Origin of the sequence: Enterococcus sp. ZQ21 (assembly GCF_030053755.1) — a bacterium.
Classification (GTDB): Bacteria; Bacillota; Bacilli; order Lactobacillales; family Enterococcaceae; genus Enterococcus_B; species Enterococcus_B lactis.
In genome coordinates, this window is record NZ_CP125658.1 from 634,871 (window position 1) to 652,445 (window position 17,575).

General features: G+C 38.6%; 15 protein-coding genes and 2 other annotated features. Of the genes, 12 read left to right on the plus strand and 3 right to left on the minus strand.

The window, feature by feature from the left end; all coding sequences use genetic code 11:
* Nucleotides 1–46: 46 nt before the first annotated feature.
* The 6 genes from QK255_RS02965 (at nt 47) to nhaC (ending at nt 7,051) form a co-directional block, all read left to right on the plus strand.
* Nucleotides 47–718: an HAD family hydrolase gene (locus tag QK255_RS02965; protein ID WP_235043159.1), complete on the plus strand. Its 672-nt coding sequence runs from the start codon at nt 47–49 to the stop codon at nt 716–718.
* A gap of 76 nt (nt 719–794) precedes the next feature.
* Nucleotides 795–1,028, plus strand: a binding site (T-box leader).
* A 42-nt stretch (nt 1,029–1,070) separates the two neighbouring features.
* Nucleotides 1,071–1,309 (plus strand) — a binding site (T-box leader).
* Nucleotides 1,310–1,364: 55 nt separating this feature from the next.
* Nucleotides 1,365–2,438, plus strand: coding sequence for a methionine ABC transporter ATP-binding protein (locus tag QK255_RS02970; RefSeq protein ID WP_002293318.1), 1,074 nt, complete (start codon nt 1,365–1,367; stop codon nt 2,436–2,438).
* Nucleotide 2,439: 1 nt separating this feature from the next.
* Nucleotides 2,440–3,120 carry a methionine ABC transporter permease gene (locus tag QK255_RS02975; RefSeq protein ID WP_283341581.1) on the plus strand — a complete coding sequence of 227 codons (681 nt, stop codon included), beginning with the start codon at nt 2,440–2,442 and terminating at the stop codon, nt 3,118–3,120.
* A 16-nt stretch (nt 3,121–3,136) separates the two neighbouring features.
* Nucleotides 3,137–3,976, plus strand: a complete 840-nt coding sequence (locus QK255_RS02980; protein ID WP_002293314.1) for a MetQ/NlpA family ABC transporter substrate-binding protein — start codon at nt 3,137–3,139, stop codon at nt 3,974–3,976.
* Between the two features lie 30 nt (nt 3,977–4,006).
* Nucleotides 4,007–5,230 (plus strand): M20 family metallopeptidase, encoded by a 1,224-nt coding sequence (locus QK255_RS02985; RefSeq protein WP_002329526.1) that lies wholly within the window; start codon nt 4,007–4,009, stop codon nt 5,228–5,230.
* Nucleotides 5,231–5,632: 402 nt separating this feature from the next.
* Nucleotides 5,633–7,051, plus strand: coding sequence for a Na+/H+ antiporter NhaC (gene nhaC, locus QK255_RS02990; protein ID WP_002293307.1), 1,419 nt, complete (start codon nt 5,633–5,635; stop codon nt 7,049–7,051).
* Between the two features lie 385 nt (nt 7,052–7,436).
* Here the strand turns inward: nhaC and QK255_RS02995 are convergent, their stop codons facing one another.
* Entirely contained in the window at nt 7,437–7,880 is a 444-nt protein-coding gene (locus QK255_RS02995) for a DUF305 domain-containing protein (protein ID WP_002299975.1), read from the minus strand.
* A gap of 315 nt (nt 7,881–8,195) precedes the next feature.
* On the minus strand, nt 8,196–9,536 hold the full coding sequence (locus tag QK255_RS03000) for an amino acid permease (protein ID WP_002329525.1): 1,341 nt from the start codon (nt 9,534–9,536) through the stop codon (nt 8,196–8,198).
* A gap of 268 nt (nt 9,537–9,804) precedes the next feature.
* On the opposite strand from QK255_RS03000, the gene QK255_RS03005 reads away from it, so the two are divergent.
* Nucleotides 9,805–10,701 carry a WaaS/CpsH family glycosyltransferase gene (locus QK255_RS03005; protein ID WP_002329524.1) on the plus strand — a complete coding sequence of 299 codons (897 nt, stop codon included), beginning with the start codon at nt 9,805–9,807 and terminating at the stop codon, nt 10,699–10,701.
* Between the two features lie 149 nt (nt 10,702–10,850).
* Here the strand turns inward: QK255_RS03005 and QK255_RS03010 are convergent, their stop codons facing one another.
* On the minus strand, nt 10,851–11,792 hold the full coding sequence (locus QK255_RS03010) for a 2-dehydropantoate 2-reductase (protein WP_002329523.1): 942 nt from the start codon (nt 11,790–11,792) through the stop codon (nt 10,851–10,853).
* Nucleotides 11,793–11,916: 124 nt separating this feature from the next.
* On the opposite strand from QK255_RS03010, the gene QK255_RS03015 reads away from it, so the two are divergent.
* The 5 genes from QK255_RS03015 (at nt 11,917) to murQ (ending at nt 17,564) form a co-directional block, all read left to right on the plus strand.
* Nucleotides 11,917–13,038: a glycerate kinase family protein gene (locus QK255_RS03015; protein WP_002291594.1), complete on the plus strand. Its 1,122-nt coding sequence runs from the start codon at nt 11,917–11,919 to the stop codon at nt 13,036–13,038.
* A gap of 257 nt (nt 13,039–13,295) precedes the next feature.
* On the plus strand, nt 13,296–14,798 hold the full coding sequence (gene eat(A) / locus QK255_RS03020) for an ABC-F type ribosomal protection-like protein Eat(A) (RefSeq protein WP_002291593.1): 1,503 nt from the start codon (nt 13,296–13,298) through the stop codon (nt 14,796–14,798).
* A gap of 66 nt (nt 14,799–14,864) precedes the next feature.
* Nucleotides 14,865–15,392, plus strand: coding sequence for a histidine phosphatase family protein (locus QK255_RS03025; RefSeq protein WP_002291591.1), 528 nt, complete (start codon nt 14,865–14,867; stop codon nt 15,390–15,392).
* Between the two features lie 211 nt (nt 15,393–15,603).
* Complete coding sequence (locus tag QK255_RS03030) at nt 15,604–16,665, plus strand: DUF871 domain-containing protein (RefSeq protein ID WP_002291589.1); 1,062 nt, start codon at nt 15,604–15,606, stop codon at nt 16,663–16,665.
* Between the two features lie 2 nt (nt 16,666–16,667).
* Nucleotides 16,668–17,564: an N-acetylmuramic acid 6-phosphate etherase gene (gene murQ / locus QK255_RS03035; protein WP_002291588.1), complete on the plus strand. Its 897-nt coding sequence runs from the start codon at nt 16,668–16,670 to the stop codon at nt 17,562–17,564.
* Nucleotides 17,565–17,575: the final 11 nt, after the last annotated feature.

Genomic DNA, 17,575 nt, shown 5'->3' on the forward strand with positions numbered 1-17,575 from the left:
GTCGTGCTAAACTATGTGTATTGTTTTGGAAAGGATTAATGTATAGATGAAAGGTGCAATATTTGATTTAGATGGTTTGTTAGTTGACACAGAAAAAACGTATCGTGATGGCTGGCTTTGGGGATTTCAGCAATTTGATATCCATATCCCAAAAGAAATCGTTGACGCTTGGGGCGGAAAAAACTGGAAACAAAATTTTGATATTTTAGTGAAAGCAGCAGGTAGCCCTGAAAAAGTACAGGAAGTCCGTGCGAAGCGTGAAGAATATTTTTATCAACAGCTGACAAGCGGAGCCATCCACTTAAAACCATATGCAAAAGAAATATTGGCAGACTTAAAAGAACGTCATATGAAACTAGGCATTGCTACGACCACTGTTACGAAAAGAGCAACAGATATCTTGGATCACTTTAAATTAGCTGATTACTTTGACACGTTTACATTCGGAGACGAAGTGTCGGAGAACAAGCCTTCACCGATTCCTTATCTGACAGCTTTGGAACGAACAGGATTAGAAGCTAGTTCAGCCTTTGCAGTGGAAGATTCTTTAGTAGGAGCAACAGCTGCTTCACGAGCAGGATTAGGCGTTGTTTTGATACCTGATTCCAGTTTTGTTCGAAATTATACCGTCGAAGAAAAGGAAAAATTGAAACTTCTTGCGGAAGGAAAAGATCTTCGAACTGTTATTGAAATGTTAGATAAAAAAACAGAAAAATAAATATAGAAAAAATAATTTGAATTTCGTGCTTGACTTTTTAGTTTTCCTCATGTAGATTAATCCCAACAACAAAATATCGATTTCGTTGAAAAGGAAAGTAAGTTTGGAAACTTTGCAGAGAGGCTCTGGCTGGTGAGAAGAGTCAAGTAAGAAAAGCTGAAAATGGCCTTGGAGAATAATTTGTCGATAAGTAGGCAAATTCGGAACTGTTCGACCGTTAAAACGAACGCCAATCTCTCTTTTTGAGATGTTGGGCTTGAGGGAAGGAAACTTCCGAAAAAAGGTGGTACCGCGATACGTCGTCCTTTTACTGACATAGTTTATGTTAGTAAAAGGATTTTTTTTTTGAATATTATTTGCATTGAAATGGTAAGTACGATAGAAGAACCTTTGACAGAGAGCTTCGGTAGCTGAGAAGAAGCAAGGAACGACTATTGGAAAATGGCCATCGAGCAATTCATCCCGAGCATAGATGTAAGGCGATGACGGCTGCGACCGATATCTTGCTAGAGTATGATCGTACTTGAAGAGGAGTTGTGTGTGAACACAGCTTGAACATGAGGTGGTAACACGCAAAAAAGCGTCCTCAAGAAAATGACATTTTCATTTTCTTGAGGACGCTTTTTTTAGATAAGGAGGAATTTTAATGATTGAATTGCGAGATGTTTCTGTATGTTTCAAACAAAAAGAAAAAGAGATACAGGCAGTAGATTCTGTAGATTTAACGATTGAAAAAGGCGATGTTTATGGAATCGTCGGTTACTCAGGTGCAGGGAAAAGTACGTTAGTTCGTGTGATGAATTTGCTGCAGAAACCAACAGCAGGAGAAGTCATTGTCAATCAGACGAATTTGAGTCAGCTCTCTCCCAAAGAATTGCGAAAAGAAAGAAAGGCCATCGGTATGATCTTTCAGCATTTCAATCTAATGGAAAGCCGAACTATTTTTGACAACGTTGATTTTTCTTTAAAGTATTCTGGAAAATCGAAACAGGAACGTCGTCAAAAAGTGAATGAACTACTGGAACTTGTCGGTTTGGAAGAAAAAGCATCTGCTTATCCTAAACAACTGTCGGGGGGACAAAAACAACGAGTAGCAATCGCACGAGCTTTGGCGAATGAACCTAAGGTATTATTATGTGATGAAGCAACCAGTGCACTTGATCCGAAAACGACCCTTCAGATCCTTGCATTGTTAAAAAAATTGAATCGCCAGTTAGGTTTAACAATCGTCCTGATCACTCATGAGATGCAAGTTGTCAAAGAAATCTGCAACAAGGTAGCGGTTATGGAAGATGGAAGAATCATTGAAAAAGGTAGCAGCATCCAGATCTTCAGCAATCCTGAAGAAGAATTGACCAAAGATTTTATTCGAACAGCTACTCATCTTGACCAAGCATTAGAAACGATCATTGCCCATTCTGCTTTTGCCGATCAGATCGCCAATAAATGGCTGGTGGAATTAAGTTATATTGGAAATCAGACGAACGAACCTCTAATCGCTCATCTGTACAGCAAATATCAAGTAACAGCGAATATTTTATATGGCAATGTAGAGTTATTACAAGAAACGCCGTTAGGGAGTTTGATCGTTACTTTAGCTGGAGAAACCAAACAGCGGCAAAAAGCATTGGATTATTTGATCAAATCTGGTGTAAAAATAAATATTTTACAAAAAAACGAATTAGATAGTCGTATCAAAGTGATCGAAGGAGGAAGATAAAATGACTGATTTCTTTAAAACATATTTGCCCAATGTTTATTTGATTCCGGATGAATTTGTCGAAGCGACGAAGCAAACACTATATATGTCTTTTTGGACAGCATTCATTGGCGGGATGATCGGAATCATCTTAGGTGTGACGTTAGTAGTGACACGCCCTAATGGATTACTAGCTAACCGTCTGCTATTTGAAATACTTGATAAGCTGATCAATATCATTCGTTCCATCCCTTTCATTATCTTGCTTTCTCTTTTAGCATTGACTACTCGTTTCTTAGTTGGAACGACGATTGGTGCGAAAGCAGCTTTAGTGCCATTGATTTTTGGAGTTGTTCCGTTTTTTGCTCGTCAAATCGAGAACGCACTGCTAGAAGTTGATCCTGGGGTGATCGAAGCGACAGAAGCGATGGGAACCAGTCCAATCGGTATTATTTTACGTGTGTATTTGGTAGAAGGTTTGCCTGGTATCATTCGGGTCTCGGCGTTGACTATCATCAACGTGATCGGACTGACTACCATGGCTGGAGCAGTAGGTGCAGGCGGATTAGGGAATCTTGCTATATCGAGAGGGTATAATCGATTCCAAACAGATGTAACGATTGTGTCTACATTATTGATTCTAATCTTAGTTTTTTTAAGTCAATTTATCAGTAATCAACTGATTAAAAAAATTACACATTGAAAGTGGAGGAGAAAAAATGAAAAAAATTATTCGTTTTGTAGTCATTGCATTTGTAGCAATTATTTGGTTGGCAGGGTGTAGCCAAGGAAAAGCAGATACAACTGACAAAAAAGAAACTACCGTAAAACTAGGGATTATTGGAGAAGATACAGATGTATGGGACAACGTGAAAGACCGTTTGAAAAAGGAGAACATTAATTTGGAATACGTGAAATTTACAGATTACAATCAACCAAATGCGGCTTTAGCAGATGGATCGATTGATTTGAATTCTTTCCAACATCAATTCTTTTTAGACAATTACAATAAAGAACACGGAACTGATTTAGTATCGATCGGAAATACTGTCAATGCACCGCTGGGAATTTATTCTAACACTTTGAAGGATGTAGCTGATATCAAAGACGGAGCAAAAGTAGCAATCCCTAATGATGTTACAAATGGCGGCAGAGCTCTTCTGTTATTGCAAACTGCTGGATTGATCAAAGTGGATAAGGCAAAAGGACAAGCGCCCACTGTTTCTGATATTACCGAGAATAGAAAAAATCTAGACATTTCTGAATTAGATGCTTCCCAAACAGCACGTGCTTTGTCAGATGTAGACATTTCAGTGATCAATAGCGGTGTAGCTGTAGATGCTGGATTTAATCCTGCTTCTGATGCCATCTTCTTAGAACCAGTGGATGACCATGCACGTCCTTATGTGAATATCATCGTTGCAAGAAAAGAAGATGAAAACAATAAAACGTATCAAAAAATAGTAGACGCTTATCAAACAGAAGACACAGTCAAAGTAATCGAGAAAACATCAAAAGGATCAAGCGTGCCTGCATGGGAAACATTCGGGAGAAAATAAGAAAAATGACTAGCATAGGAGGAATTTTTTATGACAACAACAATCTCAACAAACCAATTGAAGGATCTAATCCAATATCGTTTACCAGAATATCAAGCACTTGCTCTAGATATCCACGAACATCCTGAAGTAAGTAACTATGAGTTTTATTCCTCAGCAGCGTTGATTAAACAATTAGAAAAAGAAGGGTTTTGGGTAGAAAAAGAAGTAGCTGGACACCGAACAGCCTTTGATGCACGTTATATTTCCAATAAACCCGGTCCCACAATTGCCTTTTTGGCAGAATTCGATGCTTTACCAGGTATTGGTCATGCATGCGGGCATAATTTGTTTGGTACTTACTCCGTATTAGCCGCCAGCATAGTGAAGCAATTTATTGATGAAACTGGTGGAGAAATCCGTGTATATGGCACCCCAGGGGAAGAAGGGGGCGAGAACGGATCAGCTAAAGGCAGCTTTGTTCGAGAAGGTTTTTTTGAGGATGTCGATGTAGCATTATGCGTCCATCCAGCTTTTCGTTATGGGAAAACGACAGAATCTTTAGCGAATGATCCAGTCGACATCAAATTTTACGGTGTCGCTTCCCATGCAGCAGCAGCACCTGAAAAAGGAGTAAATGCTTTGGAAGCATTGATCCAAGTGTTTAATGGAATCAACTCTCTACGCTTGCAATTGCCAAAAGATGTCAATATCCATGGGATCATTACAGACGGAGGAGTAGCTGCCAACGTCATTCCAGATTACGCTGCTGGACGTTTCTATTTACGTGCAGGAAATCGGCAAACATTAGATAAAGTATATGAAAAAGTGGAAAATATCGTACGAGGTGCTGCGATAAGTACGGGCACGACTTTTGAGTTTGGATTGTTTCAAAATGCAGTTGATGATGTCATCGTTACTCCTTCTTTTGATGACTTATTCTTCCAGCATGCAAAAGAAGCAGGTGTTCCAGATGAAGAAATAGAAACGGAACAAAGAACAAGTCTCGGTTCTTCTGATGTAGGAAATGTCAGCCAAGTCATACCAACAATCCAGCCTACGGTAGCAATCTCTGAGACATATATTGCCGGACACACAGAAGAATTCAAAGCTGCTGCTAAAAGTGACAAAGGCCTTGCTTCTATTGCGATTGCAGCAGAACTACTCGCCAATACAACTCTTGATCTGTTGAAAGAGCCAAAGCTATTAGAAAGAATCAAGCAAGAACATCAAGAAATAGTAGCAAGAAAAAAACAAGAGGGTGCTACTTTCTAGTAAAAAATAAACTTGTGTGTGAAAGTTATAAAAATAATTTTCAGAAAAATGAAAAAATATTTTCTTTTTCATTGACAAATGATCTTATGGAAGGTAAACTTCATACAAGTCAACTTTTCACGCAGTAGCGGTTAGGTGTTTTGTTCAGAAAGTCGGTGGTCGCTGTGAACCGATCAAGCCTAATTGACGAATTACATGGAAAGTCCATACATTTGAATAAAAGTTTGAAAGTGAAAAACAGATCTGTTTTTAATTAAGGTGGTACCGCGGAGTCATTCGTCCTTAGTTTAAAACAGGTCTTTTTATTTTTATAAAGGAGGAATCGCGGATGAATTGCGGCGGAGTAATCCGATATCTTAACTTTTTTAGAACATAAGAACAACTAAAAAAGGAGAGATTATCATGGGAAAAAAAGGAACACCAAGTTTTTTAGAAGCAACACTTGTATTAATGGTTATTGTTTTAGGCATTGCGATTGGCGTTGTCGGATTAAAGGTCTCACCTAATATCACTATCTTAGCAGCGATCGGAATGGTCATGTTGTATGCAGTGATAAAAAGATACCCGACAGATTGGCTGCACGAAGGAATCATCAATGGCATCAAACCAGGAATCATCCCAATCTTTATTTTTATTTTAGTCGGTTCATTGATTGCTGTATGGATACAAGCAGGGATCATTCCAACTCTAATGGTCATTGGGTTCAAATTGATCAGTGTCCAGTGGTTTGTCCCTTCTGTATTTGTTGTGTGTGCAATCGTAGGTAGCGCTGTAGGGAGTGCCTTTACTGTTATGTCAACGATTGGGATTGCATTTTTCGGTATTGGGACAACACTAGGCCTAAATCCAGCGCTGGTTGTTGGAGCTATTGTTTCAGGTGCCGTTTTTGGAGATAAGATGTCTCCATTATCCGAATCAACAAATCTAGCAGCAGCTATTGTTGATGCCGATTTGTTCAAACACATCAAGCATATGATGTGGTCAACTGTTCCGGCATTTGTTGTTTCTTTCTTTTTATTCATGATTTTAGGACACACAAGTAAAGCCGCAAGTCTTTCATCTATTCGTGAAGTGACTGATGTTCTAGAAGCAAACTTTACTATTTCAATCTGGTCACTGATTCCTTTATTTTTAATGTTACTGTGTGCATGGAAAAAGGTACCGGCAATTTTGACGATTTTGTTGAATATCGCTGTAGCAGTAGGAATGATTTTTATTCAAAACCCACAAACTTCCTTAACGAAGTTGGCTGGTGTCATCGAATCAGGGTTTGTTTCAAATACTGGAAACCAACAAATCGATTCACTGCTTAGCCGCGGAGGAATCGAAAGTATGATGCCTACTGTGTCATTGATTATTCTAACTTTGTCATTAGGTGGATTGTTGATCGAATTTGGCTTGATCTCAACCGTGATGGAACGAGTATCAAGAAAGATGACGAACACACCAAAATTGATTTTTACAACATTGATGACAAGTATCGGAGTAAATATTTTTATTGGTGAACAATTCCTATCTGTTATTCTGCCTGGTAATGCATTTAAAGAAACTTATGAAAAAGCAGGATTTGATCCAACTGTATTAGGTAGAACGCTAGAAGATGGTGGAACAGTAATCAACTACTTAGTGCCTTGGGGAATTGCCGGAAGTTTCGTAGCAAGTACATTTGGTATTCCTACACTCACTTACTTGCCATTCGTATTTTTCAGTTTGCTTTCTCCTGTGTTTTCGATGGTCAGTGCCTTCACAGGTTGGGGAATCTCAAAAAAATTTGTGAAACCGCAAGAAGCAGTAAGCAAGACAGCGCAATTAGAACAATAAAAACATAAAAAGGGATTGTGACAAGACTTTTGTCACAATCCCTTTTTACGAATAAACGGTATTCAAAAGCCAGTTTCTCGGTATTAAGCCAAATTTATGCAAAAATGTGGAAAGTCATTTTCACAAAATTTTTCTTAATACGCGAAACTAAGCGACTTTTTCACAACCTCTCGATAAACGGTGTTCAAAAGCTTGCATCTGCGGTAATAAGCCTAACCAAACGAAAAATAGGAGAAGCTATTTTTCGTTTGGCTGTTCTTATTACTTGATGCAGGGCAGCTTTTTCACAACCCCTTATTCACGGTGTTCCAGAAGTAGCTTCTTCTTATTTCTTGAAGCTGATCACTTCTGGAACATCCTCTTTTTTTATTTGGACGGATAATGGTCATTCCATTTCTTTGATCATTTTTTTCATTTTGTCGATCTCTTCTTCTTGTGCCTGAATGATTTCTTCCGCTAATTTTTTTACTTCAGGATCTTTTAAATCAGCTCGTTTACTTGTCAGGATAGCGATAGAATGATGAGGAATCATGGCCTTCATCCAAGCTGTGTCGTTGACAGTAGTTTGGCTTCGTACCATAAACAAGGAACCGGCAAAAACAAGAAGACTAGCGGCTAAGATCATAACATTTATCTTTTTGTTTTCATACATTTTCCACATGAACAACAGCATGATGACTGCCATGACTGCACCCATCATCAACGCCATGAATACTCGTGTACGACTGAAGAAGATATGATCGAGCGCATAGACATTCAAGTACATCATACCAAACATAACTACCGTTGAAACACCGATCATCAACAAAAACTTCCAATACTTTTTCATTTAAAACAAACTCCTTTTTTTCATTCCTTTCTTCTATCATGTCATGAGCGTGGAGAACAATCAATTAATCTGCACAGATGGTTTTTGAACACCGTTTATCAAGAGGTCGTGAGCCTGCCGTTTAACGCTGAGTCACAAGGAACAATTTCAAAAAACAGCTTCTCATGTTTGTTGAATATTGTGACTTGTGACCGAGGAGTTGGCAGGAGAACACCGTTTACTTGGAAAAAGGAACTGCAACAATTTTTGTCGCAGCTCCTTTTTTTCAATAGCTCCAGCTATTCAATATAAATAAAATAAAATTTTCTATCGATTTCATTCATTCGTCAATACGAACACATCATTCTTTTTTTGATAACTGAAATAAATGAACAGGTAAAGCAGGCCAGTCAATACAGTTACCCCAATGGAGTTCGTGAACAGGATACCAAGGAAAATCAATCCTAAGACAGCTAATGCAAAAAAGCTGATTCCTTTATCCCATAATGTTCCTTTTCTTAGTGCCAGTACAAAGGATGCCGCGCTGATAATGATCCAGATCAATAATACTGTATACGAAAGGGAACCTGCCAGATAGCCAAATAATTTGTCACCGACAAAATAAGAAAGAGCTACGCCAAGATAAAGAACACTGGTACAAAATAAAACAGCACGTTGCGGTACTTGATGCTTGTTTAAAACAGCTAGTTTTCTAGAGGAACCTTTTCGATCCTTCAAACGAAAGAACAAAATTCTCGAAGATGCATACACACCCGAATTGATAGATGAGAACAAAGCAAGGACAATCACAAAATTGACGATATCCGCTGCAAATGGGATATTCATTTTTTCAAATACCATCACAAAAGGACTGACATTCGTACCTGCTAAAGTATTCCAAGGAAAAAGAATCAAAAGCAAAAACAAAGGAATGATGTAAAAGGAAATGATTCTTCCCATGACACCTTTGATGGCTTTAGGAATCGCACGCTTAGGATCATCTGCTTCGCTTACCGTGATAGCAATCAGTTCAGAACCGCCGTAAGAATAGATAACTACAAGCAAAGAACTGATGATTCCCTTCATACCATGAGGAGTAAACCCACCATGGTCAGTCAATTGCTGAAGGGTAGGGAAAACGCCTGTGCCCAACATTTGCTGACCGACAAGATAAGTAGCAAAAATGATCAGTAAGATAATGACACTGATTTTAGCAAAAGCCAGCCAATATTCTGTTTCTGCGAATAACCGTACCGAATAAAGATTGATGATCGTAGTCAAAACAGCCAACATAAAAACAAATACCCAGGCTGGAATGTGCGGGAACCACAACTGCAAAAAGGAAGCAGCTGCAACAGCTTCAGCGATGATATTGATAATCCACATAGACCAGTAGACCCAATCAGTAAAATCAGCAGAATGAGCACCTAGATAAGGGCGTATCAAACCAGATAATCCGTGATGCGTGTCGCCACCGCTTAAAACGATTTTTCCCAGACCTTTCATCACGATATATAAAATCAGTCCACCAATCAAAAAAGCAATCAATACAGAAGGGCCGGCGATCCCAATCGCTTCGCCACTTCCTTTAAATAGACCTGCACCGATTGCTCCACCTAAAGCTAACATGGTGATATGTCTGGAGCTAAGTTGTTTTTTCAATTTTTTATCTTCCATAAATGACCTCTTTCTTTTAAATTCACAATCAAAATTTATATTAAGAATAAATAGCAATATTTAACAATGACTAATGATAACAAATTTTCAGACAATTACAACTATTCAGAAAACTTTTAGGCGAATTTTAATAGAAGAATGATTTATTTCATCATATTTTCATACAAATGTTAAATTTTCATATAAATATAGGAAGCGTTTTACTGGCTTTTTACTATTTAAACAGGCTATCATAGGAAAAAGTGACAGAGAAAGTGAGGCGGAAAAGATGAACAAAAATGACGTACTGCTAGTTGCAAAAAATAAATCACTTTATTTTTTGCCTTCCATCCGCTCTTTAGATGTTTGGTCCGGAAAAGATTTATTACAGTCGGAATTCATTAAATCAGCTAGACAACAGTTGGCAAATTATCAGCTGATCGTTTTTTTAGATTATGGATTTGATATGGAGATGGCTCGACGCGTGCGCCCATTTACCAATGCAAAAATTGTGTTATTTTTTTGGAATCACTTCAAAGCAGAACACGAAGCGATGCTGAAGCAGGCACAAGATGAACCGGCAATCGATGAGATTTATCATTTTGATTTTTTGGAAGCAAAAGAACTTGGGCTGAAACATAATAGTTCATTTTATTCGAAACATATGAATTTTTCTTCTAGCGAACCAAAGACGGATCTATTTTTTGGTGCAACGAATAATGGGAGAAAAGAACGAGCAGAAAGCTATAAGCAGGAATTTATAAAAAGAGATGTTACGACCAACTATTTCATTCTTCCACATCGAGGGAATGAACAACCTGGATATCTTACTTATGAAGAGTACCTGAAAAAAACAGGGGAATCGCGCGGGATTCTGGAACTGTTGCGGGAGGGTCAGCAAGGAGTGACTTTGCGGACATTTGAATCTATGTATTTTCAAAAGAAACTAGTGACGGATAATCAAGCGATTGCTCATTATCATTTTTATCGTCCTGAAAATATTTTTTTGCTTCGAGAACGTGATTTAGATGAATTACCGGAATTTCTGCATACACCTTTTAAGCCAATCCCATCAGAGCTATTGGAATTTTATGATGCAGAAAATTGGGCAAAACGATTTATCACTAACGATTCCACTATTTATGAGCAATACGAATATGACCTCTCCTCTGTTGAAAATAAATAAAAAACCTACATTTTGAAGAGATTATGTACCGAAACAAACAAGCACAATTCTTATGGCATCATGAGAGTTGTGTTTTCTTTTTGATCTTTCATTGGGCTTAAAAAAAGAGAACCAGCTGCTGATTCAGCTGATTCTCATCAGAGAGCCTTTTACTCTGCGCCAAGGATTCCTTCTTTTGCATGGACTAATTGGGTCAAAAAGGCACAATATGGTGTAGCAATATCATATTTTTGTCCTTTTCGCCAAACGGCACCATTGATGTAGTCGATTTCAGTCAAACGATGGTTTTTGATCAGGTCTTGGTACATAGATGGGTAATGCAACCCGATGTTGTCAGGATCATAAGTAGAAGCAATATGTTGGTACACTTCTTCTTGATCTAGTATGATTCCTTCTTTTGCTGCGATAGAAGCAAATTCAGATACGATTGTTCGAACCATGCTCTCTGTCGCTTTTTGCGCGCCTAGTTCAGCAATATTACAATCCAAAATCGTGCATAAACCATTCAATGTTCCATTTACACAAGCTTTTCGCCAAATGGAATAACGAACATTATGGCTATAGATCGGATTTAATTTTGCTTCTTGAAAGACTTCTACAACTTTTTTTGTAAATGCTTCGCCTTCTGGTTCCAAGTTCTCTAGTTCGATTTCTCCATCACCTAACAATGTGACTTTTCCGGGACCAGCTAGACCAGCTGTCCACATCGTGATCCCAAATATGATATTTTTCTTTGGCACATATTTTTCCAGTACATCTTCATGACCTAATCCATTTAGTAAACACAAAACATAAGTATTGTCAGTAATAATGGATTGGATCGAACGAAACATATCATCTAATTGATTCGCCTTTGTTAATGCTACGATCAAGTCCACGTGTTCGTTGCTTTCGATGATTTCTTCTGGTGAATAGATTGGCAGTTTTGCGACCACTTCTTTACCGTTAAAGTCAGCAATCAACCCATTTGTACGAATGGCTTCAATGTGAGCAGGCCAACGATCGATCAAGAGGACCTCATTTCCGCTTTGATGTAGCATCAATCCGATTCGGCTGCCCATTGCTCCGGCTCCAGCTATTGCGATTTTCATGTTTTTTCTCTCCTTTATCAATGAGTTCCCTTTTAGTATATAGAAAAATGGAAGAAAATAGCATTGTTTTGTTTGAAAAAAATGAAAAAAAGTGTCTTACTTAAGAAGAAAGTGAGGGATACAGATGGATATTTTGGCGGCAATTGATTCATTTAAAGGAAGTGCTTCTTCATTTGAACTAAATCAGGCAGTTCTAAATGGCTGGGAAGATCGTAAAGGAAGAAAAATCAATGTGCCGATTGCAGATGGCGGAGAAAATACTGCAGAAGCAATCTATTACGCGCTCGGGGGAACATGGCGTACCATTGATGGGATGGATCTCTTATTCCGTCAGCGAAAAATCAGCTATTTATTGACAACTTGGCAAGGAAAAAATACCGCAGTCATCGAATCTGCACAAGCATTGGGGTTAGATCTACTTGATAAACCAACGGATCAAACTATCCGACTTGCTTCCAGTTATGCCTTAGGAGAACTTATCAAAGATGCACTGCTTCAAGAAGTAGAACAAATTATTGTCACTTTAGGAGGAAGCGGGTGTAGCGATGGTGGTCTAGGATTACTCCAATCCTTGGGTGCTTCTTTAGAAGGGTACACAGAAGGAAATCCTTTATTATCTACTAAAAAACTTCATTTTGATCGAAGAAACGTTCTTGTTTCTAAAGTAAAATTGATTATCGCTGCAGATGTTACCAATCCATATACAGGTCAACAAGGAGCTGCTTGGCAATTTGGAAGACAAAAAGGAGGAATAGATACGACGCTAGCTTTCTTAGATAAACAAGCAGGAAAGATTGCTCAGCAAATAAAAGATTTCTGGGAGGTGGATTTAGATGATATTCCAGGAAGTGGAGCAGCAGGCGGTATTGGTGGAGCCCTTTTTTTGTTGGGAGCGAAGATGGTTTCTGGTTTCGATTTAGTCAGCCAAATCACTGGATTGGAAAAAAAGATCGAACAAGCAGATGTCATCATTACAGGAGAAGGGCGGATCGATCAGCAAACGATCCACGGAAAAGTTCCATACGGTGTAGCAGTGCTTGCAAAAAAATATCGAAAACCAATCATCGCTATTTGCGGAAGTAGAGACCAAGAGCTAGAAGGACTCTCTGATTTTCTCCCAATTGTCTTAAGTATTCATTTGGGTCCAATAGGTTTAGAAGAAGCAATGGAACACAGGCAAACATTGGAAAAAACAAAAATCTTAGGACAGACACTTAGCAGATTTTTCACCATCCTCCCGAAGTAGTTGACAAAATCATTTTCTTTATGCTATCGTAATTTCAAATATAGGACAAAGTGAGGGATCCGTGCATTGAAAAATTAAGTCGATTGATGAAAGCTGCATTCAGACTGTACCTTGTGGAGACAAGGGAGCAGTGTGCAGATTTTCGGGATTGGCTTGGTTTTTTCGATGTATGGGTCTTTTTGTGTGTACCCAACCCTTGCATCCTCTTTAGCCAGTTCTGAAAATAGGACTGGTCTTTTTTTACGAGGTGATGGAAAATGTCTAAAATCGAAATAAAAAATCTGACATTCGGCTACGACAGCCAAGGCACATTATTATTTGAACAAGCAAATCTAAATTTTGACACACAATGGAAACTAGGACTTATCGGACGAAACGGTCGAGGAAAGACAACTTTACTGAATATTCTACAAAACAAACTACCTTATCAAGGGCAAGTAATCCATCAGCAAGAATTTGTCTATTTCCCGCAACAGACAAAAGATAAAGAACGTTTAACCTATTACGTGTTAAATGATATTACGGATTTTGAGATATGGGAAATCGAAAGAGAGCTCCAATTGATGCAAACAGATCCTGAAATCTTATGGAGAGAATTCAGCACACTATCGGGGGGAGAGAAGACAAAAGTCCTACTGGCACTTTTATTTGTGGATGACACTCATTTCCCGTTAATCGATGAACCAACGAATCATTTGGATATCTCTGGTAGAAAACAAGTAGCGGCTTATTTGAAAAAGAAAAAACAAGGCTTCATCGTGGTCAGCCATGACCGGGGATTTATCGATGAAGTAGTGGACCATGTTTTAGCAATCGAAAAAAGTCAACTGGAACTTTATCAAGGGAATTTCTCTATCTATGAAGAACAGAAAAAACTTCGTGATGAATTTGAAATGGCTCAAAATGAAAAATTGAAAAAAGAAGTCAGTAGGCTAAAGAAAACAGCAGCTGAAAAAGCCGAATGGTCTCGTTCCCGAGAAGGAGATAAAACAAAGAAACAAGTCGGATTCATCGATACTGAATCTAGACGAGTGAATAAAGGAGCAGTGGGTGCTGATGCTGCACGGACGATGAAACGATCCAAAGCAATCGTGAATCGGATGGAGACCCAGATCAGCGAGAAAGAAAAACTATTAAAAGATATCGAATATATCGATTCTTTGACGATGAATAGCCAAGCGTCTCACCATAAGCGACTTTTAAGCGTAGAAGATCTTCAATTAGGGTATGAAAATCTGTTATTCGAGCCAATTCATTTTACAATCGAGCCTCATCAGCGGGTGGCGATTTCAGGTCCTAACGGTGCAGGAAAGTCATCCATTATCCATTATCTTCTGGGGGCATTCAACGGCAAGGTTATAGGAGAAAAATCCCAGCCAAAACATCTGAGCATTAGTTATGTACGCCAAAATTATGAAGACAATCGAGGAACGTTGGCGGAATTTGCAGAGAAAAACCAAGTAGACTACCAAGCATTTTTGAACAACCTCCGAAAGCTTGGGATGGAAAGAGATGTTTTTCATAACAAGATTGAGCAGATGAGTATGGGCCAACGGAAAAAAGTGGAATTGGCTAAATCTTTATCACAGCCAGCTGAACTATATATATGGGATGAACCATTGAATTATTTGGATGTCTTCAATCAAGAACAATTAGAACAACTGATCTTGAACGTGAAACCTGCCATGTTACTGGTGGAACATGATCAAACCTTCCTGGATAAAGTATCTACTGAGATTATTTCTCTTGAGAAAATCTAACCCTTGTAATCTCAAGAACAACAAGGTATGGTTAAGGGGAACTTTGCCAACGAAGGAGAGAATCACATGCTTTATGTAACGAGACACGGAGAAACAACTTGGAACGCACAAGGATTAGTTTGCGGACGGGCAGATGTGCCGCTGACTGAAAAAGGACAGATGCAGGCACAGAAACTAGCAGAAAAGGTAGTAGATTTGCCTGTTCCAATCACGAAAATCATCCATTCCCCTCTTCAACGAGCAAGAGATACAGCACAAGCAGTTGCTGATCGTCTCAGCTTGCCGCTGACCGTTGATGAACGATTGGTAGAAATGGATTTTGGGGATTATGATGGACTGCCAAGCAAAGATGAGAACTTTCAAAAAGCACGTTTAGCATTCGCTGTACGATTCCCAAATGGGGAGTCAGTCTTAGATGTGTATGCACGGATCGTTCCTTTATTGAAAGAATGCATTGAAGACGAAGAAAATGTCTATCTGTTAGTTTGCCATAATGCCTTGATAAGAGTGATCAATGCTTATTTTCATCCGATGCCTAATGAGGGGTTCTTTAGATTCATGGTAGATAATACAGAATTGGTTTCTTATGAGTAATTATGTGTTTGTGTTATTTAAATAAAATATTTCAAGGCACTGCTTTTGCTTAGCAGTGCCTTTTTTTAGGTTATGACAATTCTTTTGGTAATATAAACTCAACCTTTAGAAATGAAATTTAATTATTTTAATAAAAGTGTTGAAATTTTATTTCTTTAGATATATACTCTAGTCATAGAAATGAAGACGGATACAGAAAAAGAGGGATAATATGTTTGGCTTTTCAATATTTATGAACGATTCTTTGTCAGAAGAGAAGAAACAGTATATCCGCCAAATGGCATCCAATGGCTTTGTCGGTATTTTCACTTCCATGCATATACCAGAAGATGATGTTTCGGCATATCAAAAGCGATTGATCGAACTAGGAAGCGAAGCGAAAAAGAATAAACTAGAATTGATGGTCGATATTTCAGGAGAGGCATTGGAACGAGCTGGTTTTTCATTAGAAGATCTCACGCCTTTGAAAGCAATTGGTGTAACAGGTTTAAGAATGGATTATCATATTTCCAATCAGCAGATTGCCGACTGGTCACATCAATTGAAAATCAGTTTGAATGCTAGCACGATCACGCCTAAAGATATCGATGAATTGAAAGAAGCAGAAGCTGATTTCTCACAGATTGAAGCTTGGCATAATTATTATCCACGTCCCGAAACAGGGCTGGACAAAGAATGGTATCAGAAAAAAAATCAATGGCTCAAAATTCAAGGTCTCCTTGTCCAAGGTTTTGTACCAGGAGATACAGAGTTGAGAGGCCCACTATATCAAGGATTGCCGACTTTGGAAGAACATCGCGGGGTCCATCCTCTTGCAGGCGCTCTAGATCTATTAGCAAGTAACACGGATATTGTTTACATCGGAGATGCAGGTCTGTCAGAAAACGTTCAGGAGCAATTTGCTTCTTTCCAAAAAGAACAGACAGTCTTGCTCCATACGGAACCTGTAGATGAAGAATTTTACGAATATATATTAGGGAAGCATACGAATCGGCAAGACGATGCAAGAGATGTCATACGAAGCGCAGATGCACGTTTTCGAGAGATTCCGCCTATCCCAGCAAGAAATACAGCTACGCGTATGAAAGGGTCTATTACTTTAGATAACGAAAAGTATTTGCGCTATATGGGTGAGATCCAATTAACTAAATATGATTTGCCAGCGGATGAAAAAGTGAATGTAGTAGCCAAAGTTATCAAAGAAGAGCTACCATTGATCAACCAAATCAAAGCTGGTATGAACTATCAATTTATAAGAAAAGAAGGAAGATAAAAATGAGCAAAATCAATTTAGAGAACCTAACAACGGAACTCAGAAACCAAGAAACTTTTGGATTAGATGAGATGAGTATTTCTCAAGCCGTTCAACTAATGAACAAAGAAGATCAGAAAGTGGCCGCTGCGGTTGAAAAAGAACTGACAAGTATCGAACCAGTGATTGCTAACACGATTGAATCCTTTAAAAAAGGTGGACGTCTGATTTATATGGGAGCCGGAACAAGTGGAAGACTAGGTGTGTTAGATGCTGCTGAATGCGTACCGACATTCGGTGTAGAACCGGAAATGGTCATAGGTCTAATTGCTGGTGGAGAAGAAGCAATGACTGTAGCTGTCGAAGGGGCCGAGGATTCTTATGAGCTAGGGCAAGAAGATCTAATCAAGCTGAATTTGACAAAAAATGATATAGTTATTGGTATCGCAGCTAGCGGTCGTACACCATATGTGATCGGTGGATTAGATTACGCAAAATCGATCGGTGCTGTCACAGGAACGATTTCTTGCAATAAACAAGCCGAAATCAGTAAACACGCGGATTTCCCAATCGAAGTCGATGCAGGTCCAGAATTTTTGACAGGCTCTACTCGATTGAAGTCAGGAACAGCACAAAAACTGATCTTGAATATGATTTCTACTATCAGTATGATTGGTATAGGTAAAGTATTCAATAACTTGATGGTCGATGTCAAACCAACAAATGAAAAACTAATCGAACGCTCAAAACGAATCATCATGCAAGCGACAGAAGCTGATTACGAAACAGCTGAAAAGTACTTTGAAGAAGCAGATCAAAATGTTAAGCTGGCTATCGTCATGATTTTGACAAATAGTGATAAAGAGGAAGCTCAAGCAAAATTAGCTGAAGCAAACGGATTTGTAAAAGGGACCTTATGAGGGGGAAAAGA